Raw genomic sequence first — 16,654 nt, forward strand, 5'->3', positions numbered from 1 at the left:
AATCAGCGGCTATGAAGTATTGACTTCTGTTGGTGTTCGTCTCAAGACCGGTATGTCCACAGTGATGTCGTATAGCATATCGATCTGCAGCGCATGCCGTGTGGCAGTGTGATTTGACGGGTTCGGACGAGTGCAGCCGCGCTGTGCGATTCCTAGCGTGTCTTATCGATCCGTGAGTAGGTGATGATTTCTACCTACTGACTAGCAACTGGCTGATTCGACGTCGTGTACGACCTGTCAGCACACCTCTTATCTAGAGTGCAGTGTGGTCACAGATCGTAGTTTGACGTGCGTAATGCGCTCTACTGTGCGGTCTACCCGCTAGAGGTCTACTTGGTGTGCGGAACAGGTTAATCACTCAATGTTGCAATCGCGTCCGCTTAGTACCTGTATGCAGGGGCGTATCTACAAACTGAACTGGAATCTACAGTTCACTGTCGTGTTTCACGTGAAACACGACAGTGGGTGGGTTTCAGCTGTACGCCTTGATCTCCGCGAGGCTCAAGGTGCCCGTCCCAGGGTCAGAGTCCTCTCGCACGTAGAGTCTCTGCAGCCCGGCCGCGATGCCGTCTGCGATCGCGTCTCGCACGTTGGGGTCCTCAAGATTCTCGAGATCCTGCATATTGGTGAGGTAACCAGAGACCACATGTACCTTCGGCGTTCGCAGCCTTGTCAAGGAAGACCACGTGCGGGCGTGGGTTCTGCAGTCCTTCATCCCGGTTCGTGCAGTGAGCTCGCTCTGTATAAGTTCTGCCAGGCGTGCACCGGTTGGAGAGTTGATATCGGAATGGGTCTCGTGCCCGAAGAAGAAGGTCGCGATTCCGTTTGCGTCTTTTGATTTGTTGACGTCAGCAGTAACAGTTACGACAGCAGATGCGCCAAGTTGGTCAGCTGTGTTGACTTCGACGGCGTCTCCGTCGAGAACAATGGCGCCAGCTCCCACCGCTTCAAGACGTCCAGCAAGGCGGGTTGCTATATCAGTAGTAATGCGACGCTCGGTCTCCGCTTGTTCTGACGTCATCGGAAGAGTCACGAAATCTACAACTGTAGTTGCAGCTTCGATGACGAAGGTTCGTCCCGCAAGGGAAGTTCCGGATGCTGCCACGCGAGCTCGTTCCTCGAGCGCGAAGAGATTGCCGGTGTCTTGTTTGCGATCGATCGCATCGAGTCCACGTAAGGTCTGTGGACCTGCTATCCCATCAACCTTGGTCCCGAGACTCATCTGCAGCTCTTTGACAGCAGCGTCCGTGACTGCGGAGTATTCGGCATCCATGCGGCCTGCGTAGAACCCGAGTCCGGCAAGGGTCCGCTGGAGTCTCAGTACATCATCGCCGGTAAGGACTCTGACGGGGTCATAGCGGAGCACACGGTCGCCCAGCTGATATCTGGCGCGCTCGAGCTCTGTAAACGTCTCTTTGCCCATCACACCGTCGCAGAGGATTCCACGCACTTGCTGGAACTGCCTGACTCCAAGCTCAAATGCGCGATCGAATTCGTCAGAATCGGTGTCACCGACATTGAGCCCCAAACGAGCCATCTGAGATTTGATGTTGGGCAACACCTCAGAGCTGGTCCCGCGTGAAAACTGCGGGTGCGGGTTGTGAGTCAATGCCATGCCAATCTGCTGTGCGAAGTTCTGAACGTGTTCCTGTCTGCCATCTGGATAGACCTAAGGCGCCTGTTGATCGTACAACAGGCGCCTTAGAACATGATCAGATGAAGTCGGAGAGCTCATCCTCAAGCGCCGGCTTAGGCCGGGCACCGATGATGGTCTTGGCTACCTCACCATCCTTGAAGACGTAGAGGGCAGGAATCGAGGTGATTCCATACTTGCTCGCGGTCTCAAGGTTCTCGTCTGTGTTGACCTTGACCACGTTGAGCTTCTCTGTGTTCTCTTCAGCGATTTGATCAACGATGGGGCTGACCATACGGCAAGGGCCGCACCAGGGAGCCCAGAAATCCACCAGGACTGGCTTGTCGGACTTCAATACGGTCTCTTCGAACGTGGCGTCAGTGACTTCTGTCGACATGACCAACCTTTCTCTCAATGATGTTCAATAGCAGAAACAGCCGTTGCGTGGGATTCATTCCCCGAGGCGATGTTCCGGCTGAGAAGCTGCAGACGCAGTATGTGCCAACTCGCCCTCATCTACGCCCAGTGGAGTGGGTATATCAGGAAGCGACTGGTGCCGCGGCCTCGGAGACCTCAGTGGTGACAGCCTCGGCCTGCTTTGCTACTGCTTCAAGATCGGCAAGGTAGTGCTCAGCGTCAAGCGCTGCCGAACAACCCGATCCTGCAGCGGTGATCGCCTGCCTGTACACCGAGTCGATGACGTCGCCGGCAGCAAAGACACCTTCGATCGCGGTCTTGGAGGTTCGTCCTTCGACATTGAGATAGCCGTCGGGACGCAGCGAGAGCTGATCTCCGAAGAGGCTGGTGCGAGGGTCCGAGCCGATGGCCACAAACATGCCCGTGACGGGCAGTTCGGAAGTCTCGCCCGTGACGGTGTTGCGGACAGTGAGTCCAGTGAGCGAATCTTCGCCGTGGATCTCAGCCACTTCACTGTCGAGGAGGTACTCAAGCTTCTCATCGGCTGCCGCTCGGTCCTGCATCGCCTGCGAAGCTCGAAGCTCCTGACGGCGGTGGATCAGCGTCACCTTGGATGCGAAACGGGTGAGGAACGTTGCCTCTTCGAGGGCGGAGTCGCCGCCGCCGATAACGGCGATGTGCTGGTCCCGGAAGAAGAAGCCGTCGCAGGTTGCGCACCAGCTGACACCGTGACCGGAAAGCTTCTTCTCATTCGGAAGGTTGAGCTCGCGGTACGCCGAGCCGGTTGCAAGAATGACGGCCTGCGCCGTGTACCGGGCACCGAGCGCCGTCTCGATCTGATGAGCTCCGGGTTCAAGCTTGAGGCTCGCGACATCGTCGTAGATGACCTCGGCGCCGAACTTCTCAGCCTGCTCGCGCATGCTCTCCATGAGCTCCGGACCCTGCACACCAGCGGGGAATCCTGGGTAGTTCTCGACGTCGGTGGTGTTCATGAGTTCACCACCGGCTGTCACAGAACCCGCAATGACTACGGGCGAAAGATTCGCACGAGCCGCGTAGACGGCCGCGGTGTATCCGGCCGGACCCGACCCGATGATCACCAATTGTGTATCAGTCATGTGAAAATTCCCTGTTTCTGCTCGCTGTGTTCTCAGTGCCCCGCTCGACGGCGGCACGGAATGCCTATCGTACTTGTAACGGTACGGCGGTTGCGACTATTCCGCACCTGCTGATGAGGGCAGCGGGTGGCTTTCTGCGCCGCTGGCGTCTGATTTGCGAAGTTGAGGAACAGCCGTCTGTCTATGATTCTTACTTGATGTCGACGGTGTTGACGATGGCGCGGAATCCGCCCTCGTCCTGGGGCAGCTCGGTGACCCAGAGAATCAGGTTGTCGGTTTCGACGTCATCATCGAGTTTGATCGTGACGCCATCCGAGTCGAACTCCCCTTCGCCCACCTTCTTTGCATCCTCAGGGTCGGAACCATCGCGAATCTCGAAGGTTCCCCCCGAGTTCGAAGACTTGACCTTGACCTCTTTCACCGTGGTCTTGTCTTCGAGTTCGAACAGCAGACCGACGCCGGACTTCAGGTTGCCGAAGGACGCCGAGTTGTAGCGGTCGGTGCGCCAGGACCCGTCGGTGTTGGGAACGACATCCTGAGCCTGGTCGTCGTTCTCCTCATTGTCGCCTTCGGGATCCAAAGCTGTGACCTTATCGATCTTCGGAGGTTTGGCCTGAGGTTCCTCTGTCTTCTTGTCTTTGCCGTCATCCGTGTCTGCCGGAGCCGAGGTTTCAGCGACTGGGTCGGGGTTCTCTTCGCCTGAGTTGAAGCTGAAGACGGCGATCGAGATGACGATGGCGGCGATGACCACCAGCGCGAGGACTAGCCAGGCGAATGGCCTTCGGGTGTTTTTAGGGTCCTCGTCCGAGCCGTCGCCGGTGTTCGTAGGCCCGCCTGGCGCTGCACCTGCACCGCCGGCCGCTGCATCCGCAGACCCTGCTGCTGCACTCCCTGCGCCAGACTTCTTCGCCGGTGCATCTGAGTTCGCTGTGCTGCTGCCGGTCGAGGCTCCTGCCGTTGCAGATTGCTTTTTGCCCGCGGACTGTTTCTTTCCTGCGGCCTGTTTTTTGCCTGCGGAACCGTCCGCTTTCGAAGCACCGGCAACCGCAGCTGCACCGGCGGCGCCGACAGCCGCCGCACCCGCGGCACCTGCAGCCCCTGCCTTGCCGGAGCGCGAGTTGTCGTCGGACTGCTTATCGGGCGAGACCGCGGGAACGGGAGCAGTCGTCCGAGCCGACTTGGTGTCTGAATCATCGACCGAATTGGGCGAGAGCCTGCGCACCTGCTTGGGCGGCGTGGAGGTGCTGGCCTCTTGCCGCTTACTTGCCGACGAGGCCTCGAGCGCGGCGATGCGCCGGCGGGCTTCGTCTTCCTTGGCCTTGGCGATGCGGCGTTCGCGTTCGTACTCGCGCAGCTGATGCTCGCGCTGCTGCTCATTGGTCTCGAACATCCCGCCCAGGAACCACGACCCGTCATCGTCTTCGTCCATGATGGCTCGAGTGTCGTTGTCGTCCCCGTCCATGATGACTCGGGTGTCGTTGTCGTCCTCGGCCTCTTCAACACTGTCCTCGGAGACGATGTCGAGTGCCTGAGTATCGGGATCCGAATCCTGAGCATCACGATTCATGATCGGAGAGGTCAGATTCTCGTCATACTCGTGATCGGCGTACGCGGAGTACTCCGAATAGGTCTGCTCCGGCTCCCATTCCTCCCAGTCCTGGGCGGCATTGTCGAGCTGGTCCTTACCGATGGGGAAGCTGGATGCCTCACGCATCTGCATCCGATCCGCATACTGTCCCGTCGTCTTTCCGACGACTCCCACAGCCAGTCCGCGAGTTCCCGGACGGGTGATGCCGATGCGAACCAGAGCTGCCTTGACCTGGTCGTCGCTGGCGGTGTTCGCAGGGGCCGAACCGATCGATGTCGATCGTGGTGCGGGCAGACTCGTTGCCTCGTCGAAGCTGCGGGGTGACTGGTTGAAGACGCTGTCGTTGTCGAGCACCGGTGCACGGTTGACGTAGCGCAGCAGCTCGGCATCCCACTCATCCAGGTAACCCAGCACCTCTGCCACTGATCCCGGTCCCGGATCAGATCCGGTGAGGATTCCGCTGACGAAGTCATCGAGTTCATTGGAGATCTCGGGATTGAGAGCCTTGGCGCGTGCGATGCGGGAGTTCTCACGACCGGCGGCGGGGATCCCGTTGAATGCTTCCTCAGACGGCCAATAGCCGGTGATGGCGGCATAGAAGAGCCGAATGAGCCCCAGTGCATCCTCGCGTGAGGCCTTCGTCGGCGTATAGTCCTCGGGCGAAATGACCCCGGTGCCCAGAGCCAGGGCGGCATCGATGCCGATGCCGGAGACCAGAACGGTGCCCTTGGTCGTGATTCCCACCGTGTTCGGGCGCAGGAACATATGGAACAGGCCGCGTCGGGCGGCGGTGACGAGAACCGTCCCGATCTCGCCGATGAGAGCGCAGGCGGCATCGATGGGAAGCGGTGATTTGGGCAGGATCTCACTCAGTGGCGTGACGGCGATGCGTTTGGACACGACATAGTCGAGTCCGTTCGAATGGCCGACGTCCAAGGTCGGGGCAATGCGATGATCGCCGAGGATGGAGACCCGTCGCGCTGCCTCGAGCACATCCGTGGATCCATCGGCATCGGCGACGTGGATGAGCACAGGTTCATCGAGGATGGCATCGAGGGCTGTGCACACTGCCCCCGCTTGCGGTTTCTCCTCGAGCCAGCGACGGTCGACCGTTGATACGACGTAACGACCGGCAACTACCATGCCGGGTTCGATATCGATCAGGGTGACCACCTCCAGAGGGGCTTCAGTGCGCAGGCTATTTTCTTAGTTTTCCAGCAACGACGCCAATAATCGAATGCAACTCTCTGACTTTCAGCAAATAACATGCTCCCAGGAAGACAATGAGCATGAGTGTGCCGACGGCGGCGGTGGAGACGAAAGCCTGCCACTGGCCCGACAGAGCGAAGTCCGGGAAGAAGAAGAGAAGACCGTAACCGGCAATTCCGGCAATCAAGGCTGCTACCAAGAACTTCATATGGGCGGTCAGGATCCCGCGGAGATCAATGTCGCCGAGGCGTTTCTTCAAGAGCGTGAACGACAGGATCATGGCGAGGAGATAGCCCAGACTCATCGCCAGGCCGATGATGGCCACCGTGACCGAATTCGGGAAGATCGAGGCCGAGAGCACCAAAAGGGATTGGAAGATCACCTGTGGAAGTTGGATGAAGAACGGCGTCTTCGCATCCTCATAGGCGTAGAAGACCCTCTGTGCCAGGTAGTTGGCACTGAAGGGAATGAGCCCGAACACCATAGCGATGATGACGAGCCCAACTGCCATTGCCTGTTCGCGGCCGTCGCCGGCGATGATCATCGCCACGGGCGAGGCGAGGACGATGAGCGCTGCCACGGCGAAGGAGTTGATGAGGCCGACCATGCGCACACCCATGGAGAAGTCGCCGACGACCGCCTCGGTGTCCTTGTTTGCGGCATTCTTGCTCAACGAGGTGAACAGTGCCGTGGCCAGCGATACCGCGATGAGCGAGTGCGGGAGCATGAAGACGAGATAGCCGTAGGAATACGCGGCGTTTGAGGCATTGCCCTCACCCGGGACGGAGGCTCCGGCAGCGACGCGGGAGATGATGAGGAAGCCGATCTGTCCGATGAGCATGGCCGAGAAGGTCCAGAACGCCACCTTTCCTGCTGTGGCCAGACCGACCCCGCGGAAGCCGAAGGTCGGCTTGTACTTGAACCCGATGCGCTTGAGCGGCCAGATCAGGATGAGTGCCTGAGCGACGACTCCCAACGTGGCTGATCCCGCCAGGAGAGCGATCATGCCCGGATCCCAGGTGCTCAGCCCATGCGGAGACGCTTTGTCCGTGCCGAACATCAGGATGAAGACCAATAGACCCACGATGGCCACGACGTTGTTGAGCACAGGTGCCCACATGTACGGACCGAACGAGGACTTGGCGTTGAGTACCTGGCCCAGAAGCGTGTAGAGGCCGTAGAAGAACAGCTGCGGCAGGCACCAATAGGCGAACGCCGTCGCCAAGGCCATCTGATCCGGACCCCAGCCCGAGGAGTAGAGCCAGACGAGCAGCGGTGCGGCCAGGGTCGCGATGAGGCCGACCGCCGCCAGAATGAGGAACGCCAAGGTCAGCAGACGGTTTGTGTAGTCTTCGCCCCCGTCCTTCCTCTTCGACGCCCGAACGAGCTGCGGGACGAGGACGGCATTGACAACACCGCCAGCCAGCAGCATGTACAGGGTGTTGGGCACCTTGTTGGCGACATCGAAGGCGTCGGCCTGAACCGCGGTGACCCCGATCGCCATTGCGAGCAGCGACGCCTTGACTAAGCCCAAAATGCGCGAGGTCAGGGTACCTGCGGTCATAATGGCCGAGGATTTGGCCAATGATGAAAGATTGGACAAGTCCTACCTCGTTTCCGATTCGTCGTTCTTCGCGCGGGCCATCGCATCAGCCAGCTGCTGTTCGGGGATCTTCCTGCGGCCGCGGGAGATCGTCTTGATCAAGCCGATCACGAATACGGCGGCCAGTGCCAATCCGACGACCGCCGTGCCGATGTTCTCCCAGTCGGCCCGCACTCTGACAAGCAGCGTCTCGTCCTTCGGCAGAACGACGTCATCGGTGGCGACCATCTCGATCGTCGTCGGCACGTCGGCGTTTGCCAGGCCTTTGACCGGAACGTCGACGCGCATGGTCTCCTCAGCTGGCACGACCACGGTTTCTGTGGGTTCGGCCCGCAGCTGCGGGGTATTCGGCTTCATCCGGATGCTCATCTTCGCCTCGGCGGAGGAATCGTTGACGATCGTCACCGGAATGGTCGTCTCCTCACCGGTGACCAGCAGCACCGAGGAGCCCTTCTCGAGATGGATGCTGTTCCTCACCTTCTCACTCGACGCCTGAGCCTCGTCAGCGCAGCGAGTCGCATTTCCACCGAGCGTCCATGCCACCGAGGTGCAGCTGAGCAGTTCGCGGTCCAGCCGAACATTCGCTCCCGCCGGATCGGAGAACACACTGTTGAACTTCCTCTGCGTGGTCCGAGTCTCGGCCAGGCTCTTCACGGTCTTCGAGCCGATGGTCTTCGCATCCGTTCCCGTCTGCAGCACGCCACGGGGCACGACGTCGGTATCGAGGAGCTCATCGATGCCCGAGGGGTCGACCCACGGGGCGTCTGCGACGGCCCCGACCGTCTGCTCCCAGTTCGCCGAGGCGGCTGTGCGTGGCATGGGCAGCAGCAGGTGCCGTGTCCGGTAGGGGGCCTCGGCCTGGATCGCAGCGGTCGTTGCGACCAATTCCGAGATCCCGGAGGCCGGATGGTCCGAGTCGGCTACCTGAGCGCTCTGCTTCGCCAGAGCCGAATCGCTGATCAGAGTGTCGATCGACGACTGAGCATCGGAGGTGAGTCGGGTCTTCGAATGGGCGTTGTCGTGGACGCCACCCAGAGAGGGCTGCTGGGTGTTGTCGAGGATCACTGCCTTGTCCCCGGCTTTGGCGAAGGCGGCCAGGTCAGAACGCTGAGCGGAGCCGGCGATGGGCCAAGCGATGTCGGTCTTGGCCTTCGGCAGGACATCCTTGACGATCATCCGCTGCTTCCGTGCGAAGGTCCCCAGGCTCTTCAGATCGCCCTTGCGCAGAGTCGTCTGATCGGGATCTCCGAAGGGCAGAGCGATGACGGTGTGCGACTGTGCCTCGTCAAGGAAATCCTGATACCAGGTGTCGAGGCGCTTGCGCTGCTCTTCCTGGGCCTTCAACTCATCGGCGGTGAGCCCGTCGGCACTGCCCTGATCATCGGAGTTCGCACCAGGGTCGGTGTCCTGGGCATCGGGTCCTGCGGTCGCCGTTTCGGTGTCCTGCGGAGTGGGTTCGTCGGTCTCCTCGGGATCCGACCCTTCATCCTCGGAAGCTGGGTCGGCAATCGCGGCCTCGAAGGAGGCGATGACCCTGGGGTCGACTGCGATGCCCACTCCAGGATTGTCGAGCACGTTCCTGATCGCGGTCAGGGAACCGCCCTTGCCGATCGCCTTGTCGAGTTCGTCGGGATCGATGATCCCGTCGGTGGTGTGAGCCGGAAGCGTCACCGGGGCGAGCATGCTGACCTTGGTCTTGTCGAACTTCGGGCTCGGATACCAGGTGGAGAATCCGACTTCTGAAGCCAGACGTCCGGTGTCATCACCGAGCTGCACACTCAGGCCGCGTGGACCCCAGGCCGAGACCGGAGAGGACTTCTGCAGCCCCAACTCATCGGCTGGGACGGAGAACGTGAATTCCGAGGAGGACCCGGCCGCGATCTCTTTGTCGAAGGCGGTGTCCACCTCAGTCATCGGATCTGCGTCCTCGGCCGAGTCCTGCCCGGCGTCCTCTGACTTCTCGCGAGCATCGGGGCCGTCGTTCTCGATGTCAGCGACCAGACGGTTCCGGGACTGATCGGTCTTCCAACTCTGGATCTTGCGTCCGGAGTTGAGCTTCTGTGTGGACATCGCCAGAGCCAGATTGGGATCGGAGATCGCCTGATCTGTGGGATTTGTGATCGTGCCGCGCACCGTGAGCGTGCCCTTCTCATCCACCCATGGTGTGACCTCGTCGAGGGTGATCGAGACCTCGGCGTCGCTCGAATCGGTGTTCGTCGCCGCACGTGCGGGGTCTGCTCCACTCATGAGCGGGACAGCGAAAACTGACCCTGCGAGCAGCAGGACTGTGCTCAGCAGGGCGAGGAGGAAACGCATATGGCTGATGGGTTTCACTGCTCCAATCGGGCGACCATCGGACGGGCGGCGGCAACGATGCGACGCTCATTGGCGAATGAGAGCCGGGAGCGCAGATCGTTGAACGGAATCCACGCAGCGTCGATCGCTTCCTGGTCAGGATCATTATCCACGGTCAACGTCCCAGACCGTGCACGCAACAGGAAGTGGTGGACGAGTTTATGGATTCGGATTCCGGTCACCGTGAACCAGTAGTCGACGGTGCCAAGGGGGCAGACAATCTGCCCGAGGATGCCTGTCTCCTCTTCCACCTCACGGCGAGCCGCCTCGGCGGGGGTCTCAATTCCTTCGAGGTGACCCTTGGGAAGGCACCATTCGATCCGTCCTGCCCGGTTGATCCGGGCGATCACGGCCACGGTCAGTTCCGGGCGTGTGAAGTCGACGACGATGCCCCCGGCGGATATCTCCTCTACCGTGGTGCGACGAGACGCTCTGGGTCCCGGCTTGGGCATCGGTGTGGTCATTCTCCTACCTTAGTAGGCGATTCTTGGAAGTGTCGTGGGGCGCGCTCCCGGTAGGCTGGACTCGGCTAAAGATGAGTCGTCTCCGATCGGAACGGCACGGTAGAACACGAAGGAGCTCGGTGGACCCGAAGACCGCGCACGCCCGTCTGTACGACAAGCTCGATGAGCTCGAGAACATTCTCGGGCCCCTGGGCAAGCGTTTCGCAGCGGCCGGATTCGAACTCGCACTCGTCGGAGGCTCCGTCCGCGACGCACTGCTGGGTCGTCCCATGCCCGATCTCGACTTCACCACCGACGCACGCCCCGACGACATCCTCGCTCTCATCTCCGACTGGGTGGACACTCATTGGGACATCGGCCGGGAGTTCGGCACCATCGGCGCGATCAAATCCGGTGCGCAGATCGAGATCACCACCTACCGCGCCGAGGCCTATGATCCGGAATCGCGGAAGCCGACGGTGCAGTTCGGCACAGACCTCGACGCTGATCTGGTCCGACGCGACTTCACGATCGGCGCAATGGCGATTCGACTCCCGGCGATGACCTTCGTCGACCCGTTCGACGGCTTCACCGACCTCGTCGAGGGTGTCATCCGCACCCCGGGCACCGCCGCGGATTCGTTCTCCGATGATCCCCTGCGCATGATGCGCGCCGCACGATTCACCGCTCAGCTGGGTCTCGATCCCGTCGCCGAGGTGGAAGCGGCGATGCGTGACATGGCCGATCGGATCGCGATCATCTCCGCCGAACGCATCCAGGTGGAGCTGTTCAAGCTGATGACCGGCATCGACCCGGCCGCGGGCATCGATCTGCTGGTACGCACCGATGTCGCTGATCATGTTCTGCCCGAAGTCGCCGGCCTGCGGCTGGAGACCGATGAGCATCATCGCCACAAGGACGTCTATCAGCACTCACTGACCGTGCTGCGCCAGGCCGTCGAGCTCGAAGAGCAGTACGCGGCCAAACAGCGCGAAGCCGGGTTGAGCGCCGATGATCCCAACCGCCTCGTCGTGCCGGACTTCGTCGTCAGGTTCGCTGCTCTCATGCACGATGTCGGCAAACCCGCGACCCGCAGGTTCCTGCCCGGTGGGGCCGTCACCTTCTATCACCACGATGCCGTCGGTGCGAAGCTGACGGCGAAGCGGATGAAGGCGCTGCGCTTCGACAAGGACACGACCAAGGCTGTCGGCCGCCTCGTCGAACTGCATCTGCGCTTCTACGGCTACGGCGACGCCGGCTGGACCGATTCTGCGGTGCGCCGCTACGTCACCGATGCCGGTCCACTGCTCTCCCGCCTGCACATCCTCACCCGGGCAGACGTGACCACCCGGAACAAGAAGAAGGCCGATCGGCTCGCCTTCGCCTACGACGATCTGGAGCACCGGATCGAGAAGCTCAGCGAACAGGAGGAGCTGGCAGCGATCCGTCCCGACCTCGACGGTCGCCAGATCATGGCCATCCTCGACATCAAGCCCTCGCCGCTGGTGGGCAAGGCCTACAAGCACCTGCTCGAGGAGCGGATGGAGCACGGCCCGCTGGGGCAAGAGCGCGCCGAAGAGGTTCTGCGGCAGTGGTGGGCCGAGAACGGGCCTGCGGAACAGCCTTAGGCACCACCCCGCCTGTTGTCCTCCTCACAGCAACTGATAGCTTCGTAAATCGCGTATGTTTGTGCTTGTCGTCACATGATGTGGCGCAGGCGACGATGTGAGGAGATCCGGATGACTGTGACCGATGAGTTCCGTGCAGCCAGAGACAAGCTGATCGAACTGCGCAGCGATGCTGCCGCGGCGGGCGACGGCTTCGAATGGCCGCGCTTCGACCACTTCAACTTCGGCATCGACTGGTTCGACAAAGTCGCCGAGGGCAACGACAACCCCGCGCTGTGGATCGTCGAGCAGGACGGTTCAGAGGGCAAGTGGAGCTATGCCGAACTCTCCTGCCGCTCGAACCAGGTGGCCAATTTCCTCCGCCGCTCCGGGGTGAAGCGCGGTGACCACGTCATGATCATGCTCAACAACCAGGTCGAGCTGTGGGAGACCATGCTCGCCGGAATCAAACTCGGCGCGGTCCTCCTGCCCACGACGACTCAGCTGGGTCCCATCGATCTCAACGATCGCGTCGATCGCGGCAAGGCCGAGTTCGTCATCGCAGGTGCTGAGGATGCCGCGAAGTTCGACGACGTCAACGCCGAGGTGGTCCGCATCGTCGTCGGTGCCGACGCCGCTCGTCAGCAGGACTACAGCTACGCCGACGCCGACGACGAAGACATCAGCTTCGACCCGCAGGGCACCTCGCGCGCCGATGACCTGCTCCTCCTCTACTTCACCTCGGGCACGACCTCGAAGGCGAAGATGGTCGCCCACTCACACGTGTCCTACCCTGTCGGCCACCTGTCGACGATGTACTGGATGGGCCTGACTCCCGGAGACGTCCACCTCAATGTCGCCTCTCCAGGCTGGGCCAAGCACGCCTGGTCGAACATCTTCACCCCCTGGATCGCCGAATCCTGCGTCTTCCTCTACAACTACACGCGCTTTGACGCGAATGCCCTGATGGAGACCATGGACCGGGTCGGAGTCACCAGCTTCTGTGCCCCGCCGACCGTGTGGCGCATGCTCATCCAGGCAGATCTCAGCCACCTCAAGAACCCGCCGAAGATCGCCCTGGGCGCCGGTGAGCCCCTCAACCCGGAGGTCATCGACCGGGTCAAGCAGGAATGGGATGTGCTCATCCGCGACGGCTACGGCCAGACGGAGACGACGCTGCAGGTCGGCAACTCTCCCGACCAGGAGCTCAAATACGGTTCCATGGGCAAGGTTCTGCCCGGCTACGACGTGGTCCTCATCGACCCGTCGACCGGTGAAGAAGGCAACGAGGGCGAGATCTGCCTGCGCCTGGATCCCCGCCCCCTGGGTCTGACCAGCGGGTACTGGTCGAACGAGGAGAAGACCGCCGAGGCGTTCGAAGGCGGCGTCTATCACACCGGTGACGTGGCCGAACGAGATGAGAACGGGTACATCACCTACGTCGGTCGAGCCGATGACGTGTTCAAGGCCAGCGACTACCGTCTGTCCCCGTTCGAGCTCGAGAGTGTGCTCATCGAGCACGAGGCCGTCGCCGAGGCGGCTGTGGTCCCATCGCCGGATCCAGTGCGTCTCGCTGTGCCCAAGGCCTACGTCGTCCCTGCCGGCGGATTCGAGCCCAACGCGGAGACCGCGCGAGCCATACTCGCCTACTGCCGTGAGCATCTCGCCCCGTACAAGAGGATCCGCCGCTTGGAGTTCTCGGAGCTGCCCAAGACGATCTCAGGCAAGATCCGCCGCGTGGAACTCCGCGCCCGTGAGGACCAGCTGCACCCGTTCAGCGGTGAACCGGCCGTTGAGGGCCAGGAGTTCGCCGACACGGACTTCGACCTCAAGGGCTGAGGGCACTCCCATCCCTCGCCGAGTGCTGAGGGATGGGAGTGCACAGTTCTGTGCACAGGGGTGGACCGGCAGGCGGCCAACAGCTGAAAAATCGGCTAAATGTGAGCAATTCCGCACTGGATGTGGTCGATGACCGTGCTGGACGGTAAAATCCCTGGTGAGGGCGGATGAAAGACGCTACTCGCATGTACTGACAGGTAACTACTGGGGCAGAAGGGCGCTGGATTCAGGAGATTTTCACACTGTTCCAAAGAAGGCGTGCCACACTGAAGCTCAAGTGTGACCTTATCGAACCTCGTCGCCACGCAATGCGGCAGGCAAACTGACCTGGAGGACCTTGGGTGGCTAAGGGACAAGAACAAGCCAAAACCAGAGGCAAGAAAACAAAGAATATTCTCAACTATCCGCGCTCAGGTGTGCGCGGATGGACGCGTTTTCTGCCCAGCATCCGGCTGCTCGTCGTCGGCGGACTCAGCATCATCATCCTTCTGTGCGTGCTGTTCTCCATCGGCTACGCCGCCACGGACGTCCCTGAGCCCAATATCGAGGCCACCGGTCAGACGTCGACCGCCTACTTCAGCGACGGCAAGACTCCCATCGGTCAGTACAAGGTCCAAGACCGCAAGTCCGTGAAGATCGATGAGATCTCCGAGCCGATGCGCAAGGCCGCCATCGCCGCCGAGGACACTTCGTTCTATGAGAACCGCGGAATCTCGATCAAGGGACTCTCCCGCGCCGTTGTCGGCGTCGTCACGAACCAGTACGCCGGCGGCGGTTCGACGATCACACAGCAGTACGTGAAGAACTTCTACCTGACCAACGAGCATTCTCTGGATCGCAAGATCAAGGAGATGTTCATTTCCCTCAAGATCGACCAGCAGCAGAGCAAGGATGAGATCCTCGCCAACTACCTGAACACGATCTATCTGGGACGCCGGTCCTACGGCGTTGAAGTTGCCAGCCAGAACTACTTCGACAAGTCGGCGAAGGACCTCGATGTCAGCGAGTCGGCTCTGCTGGCCGCGATGATCCAGCGTCCGGGTGCAGCTGACCCTGCAGACAATCCCGAGGCCTACCAGGATCGCTTCGACTATGTTGTGAAGTCGATGGCCGATGAGGGCTTCATCACCGACGAGCAGGCCGCCAAGGTCAAGATGCCCGAGGTGAAGAAGGCCAACAAAGAGGCATCCCTCAAAGGCCAGACCGGCTACATGTGGGACTTTGTCCGGCGTGAAGCCCTGAATAAACTCGACATCGATGAAGCCCAGCTGGACCGCGGTGGCTACAACATCACCACCACCTTCGACAAGGATCGGATGAAGGAGGCCGAAAAGGCTATCAAGAACCTGCCGCCCGATCAGCCGGAGGGGATGCAGGCCGGCCTGATCTCGATCGATCCGGACTCCGGTGGCATCGAAGCCTTCTACGGCGGTGAGAACTACCTGGACCAGGCATTCAACGCCTCAACACAGAGTCATGTACAGGCCGGATCGACCTTCAAACCCTTCGCCCTCGTCGCAGGACTGGAGAACGGTGTGCGATTGACGGACCGGTACCCGGGGAGCGCGACGACATTCCCAAATGGCGGGTCTCCGTGGCCGGTGACAAATTTCGGTGGTGCGAACTATGGGCCGGTGACCCTGCTCAAAGCGACGCAGTCATCGATCAATACGGCATATGCAGCACTCAATGTGCAGGTCGGTCCTGACAAGACTGTCGATGTCGCTCAGCGAGCTGGCTTGAGTGGTAATTGCACGAAGGAACAGTTGGATTCGGGCGACACCGGCCAATGTTCGATTGATCTGACTCCGGATAAATCGAACGTTCTGGGCACGCCCAGCGTGAAGCCCATCGATATGGCCAACGCTTATGCGACCTTCGCCTCCAATGGCGTTCATCACGAGACCCATGCGATCAAGAAGGTCACCCAGGGCTCCGATGATGAAGAGGTGTATAAGCCCGAGACCAAGGGCGAACGAGTCTTCGACGATGCCGTAATGGCCGAAACGTCATATGCGCTGCAACAGGTGGTCAACAGCGGTTCAGGTGCCTACGCTGCCAACCTCGGTCGTCCAGCCGCTGGAAAAACAGGCACTACTAACAAGAACCTAGCTGCTTGGTTCACTGGCTATACGCCTAACCTGGCGACCTCGGTGGTCCTCTACCGTGAGGTTGATAACAAACCGATTCCGATTGGGCCCTACGGCGGCCGTGGCCAAGTGACCGGTGGCTCGTTCCCGGTTCAGGTGTGGACCGAGTACATGAAGTCAGCTCTCGAGGGTACAAAGGTTGAGCAGTTCCCCGAGCGCGGAGAGCTGCCGGACAAGCCGAAGCCCAAGAACACGAATGAACCGGTAGCGCCCGCCCCGAAGGAAGAGCCCAAGGCACCCAGCGGCAGCGACGGCGACGGCAGCGACGGCGGCGACGGGTCCGATAAGAAGGCCCCAGTCGACGAACCGAGCGAGAAGCCGAAGGATGACAAAGACAAGGACAAGGACGCCGACAGCAAGGACGATTCCAAGGACGACGGTAAGGACTCCAAAGATTCGAAAGACGGCCGTGAGGATAATGGCTCGTCTAAGGATGGTGACGGCGGATCGAAGAATGGCGATACCGGCGATACCGGAGGCAGTGGCGATACCGGCGGCAGTGACAACGGTAATGGTTCGGACACCGGCGGCTCCGACAATGGTAATGGTTCCGACACCGGCGGTGGAGAAGACGGTAGCGGTTCCGACACCGGCGGTGGCGAAAACGGCGACGGTGATCCCGTGGGAGTCGTCTCGCCCGGTGGCTGAGTCTCGGCTGTGACACGCGCATCGATAGCGAGCGTTACGGCGAG

At 60.9% G+C, this 16,654-nt stretch carries 10 protein-coding genes; 3 read left to right on the forward strand and 7 right to left on the reverse strand.

The window, feature by feature from the left end; all coding sequences use genetic code 11:
• Positions 1-472: 472 nt before the first annotated feature.
• The 7 genes from BAUR9175_RS02485 to BAUR9175_RS02515 form a co-directional block, all read right to left on the reverse strand.
• The gene (locus tag BAUR9175_RS02485; RefSeq protein ID WP_226829953.1) at positions 473-1,615 is read right to left on the reverse strand and encodes an N-acetylmuramoyl-L-alanine amidase; all 1,143 of its coding nucleotides are present in this window, start codon (positions 1,613-1,615) and stop codon (positions 473-475) included.
• 97 nt (positions 1,616-1,712) lie between these two features.
• Positions 1,713-2,030 carry a thioredoxin gene (trxA, locus tag BAUR9175_RS02490; protein ID WP_009882752.1) on the reverse strand — a complete coding sequence of 106 codons (318 nt, stop codon included), beginning with the start codon at positions 2,028-2,030 and terminating at the stop codon, positions 1,713-1,715.
• 142 nt (positions 2,031-2,172) lie between these two features.
• The gene (gene trxB / locus BAUR9175_RS02495; protein WP_096146171.1) at positions 2,173-3,168 is read right to left on the reverse strand and encodes a thioredoxin-disulfide reductase; all 996 of its coding nucleotides are present in this window, start codon (positions 3,166-3,168) and stop codon (positions 2,173-2,175) included.
• Between the two features lie 190 nt (positions 3,169-3,358).
• Positions 3,359-5,929, reverse strand: coding sequence for a protein kinase family protein (locus BAUR9175_RS02500; RefSeq protein WP_101582862.1), 2,571 nt, complete (start codon positions 5,927-5,929; stop codon positions 3,359-3,361).
• A 25-nt stretch (positions 5,930-5,954) separates the two neighbouring features.
• Positions 5,955-7,568, reverse strand: coding sequence for a murein biosynthesis integral membrane protein MurJ (gene murJ / locus BAUR9175_RS02505; protein WP_096146169.1), 1,614 nt, complete (start codon positions 7,566-7,568; stop codon positions 5,955-5,957).
• Positions 7,569-7,571: 3 nt separating this feature from the next.
• A complete protein-coding gene (locus tag BAUR9175_RS02510) occupies positions 7,572-9,902 on the reverse strand; it encodes a DUF6049 family protein (RefSeq protein ID WP_096146168.1) in 2,331 nt (776 codons plus the stop codon).
• On the reverse strand, positions 9,899-10,387 hold the full coding sequence (locus BAUR9175_RS02515; protein WP_096146167.1) for an NUDIX domain-containing protein: 489 nt from the start codon (positions 10,385-10,387) through the stop codon (positions 9,899-9,901). Before BAUR9175_RS02515 ends, BAUR9175_RS02510 begins: the two co-directional genes overlap by 4 nt.
• Before the next feature lie 119 nt (positions 10,388-10,506).
• Between BAUR9175_RS02515 and BAUR9175_RS02520 the strand changes: the two genes are divergently transcribed.
• From BAUR9175_RS02520 to BAUR9175_RS02530, 3 genes are all read left to right on the forward strand, one after another.
• On the forward strand, positions 10,507-11,994 hold the full coding sequence (locus tag BAUR9175_RS02520; protein WP_069601193.1) for a CCA tRNA nucleotidyltransferase: 1,488 nt from the start codon (positions 10,507-10,509) through the stop codon (positions 11,992-11,994).
• 111 nt (positions 11,995-12,105) lie between these two features.
• A complete protein-coding gene (locus tag BAUR9175_RS02525; RefSeq protein ID WP_101582864.1) occupies positions 12,106-13,812 on the forward strand; it encodes an AMP-binding protein in 1,707 nt (568 codons plus the stop codon).
• A gap of 341 nt (positions 13,813-14,153) precedes the next feature.
• Positions 14,154-16,610, forward strand: coding sequence for a transglycosylase domain-containing protein (locus BAUR9175_RS02530; RefSeq protein WP_257944249.1), 2,457 nt, complete (start codon positions 14,154-14,156; stop codon positions 16,608-16,610).
• Positions 16,611-16,654 lie beyond the last annotated feature (44 nt).

The organism is Brevibacterium aurantiacum (assembly GCF_900169065.1).
GTDB classification, from domain to species: Bacteria; Actinomycetota; Actinomycetes; order Actinomycetales; family Brevibacteriaceae; genus Brevibacterium; species Brevibacterium aurantiacum.

Bases quoted from the DNA above. Each gene is read 5' to 3' on its own strand.
- BAUR9175_RS02515 (WP_096146167.1), bottom strand. From the start codon at position 10,387: ATGACCACACCGATGCCCAAGCCGGGACCCAGAGCGTCTCGTCGCACC.
- BAUR9175_RS02525 (WP_101582864.1), top strand. From the start codon at position 12,106: ATGACTGTGACCGATGAGTTCCGTGCAGCCAGAGACAAGCTGATCGAA.
- BAUR9175_RS02485 (WP_226829953.1), bottom strand. From the start codon at position 1,615: ATGGCATTGACTCACAACCCGCACCCGCAGTTTTCACGCGGGACCAGC.
- trxB (WP_096146171.1), bottom strand. From the start codon at position 3,168: ATGACTGATACACAATTGGTGATCATCGGGTCGGGTCCGGCCGGATAC.
- trxA (WP_009882752.1), bottom strand. From the start codon at position 2,030: ATGTCGACAGAAGTCACTGACGCCACGTTCGAAGAGACCGTATTGAAG.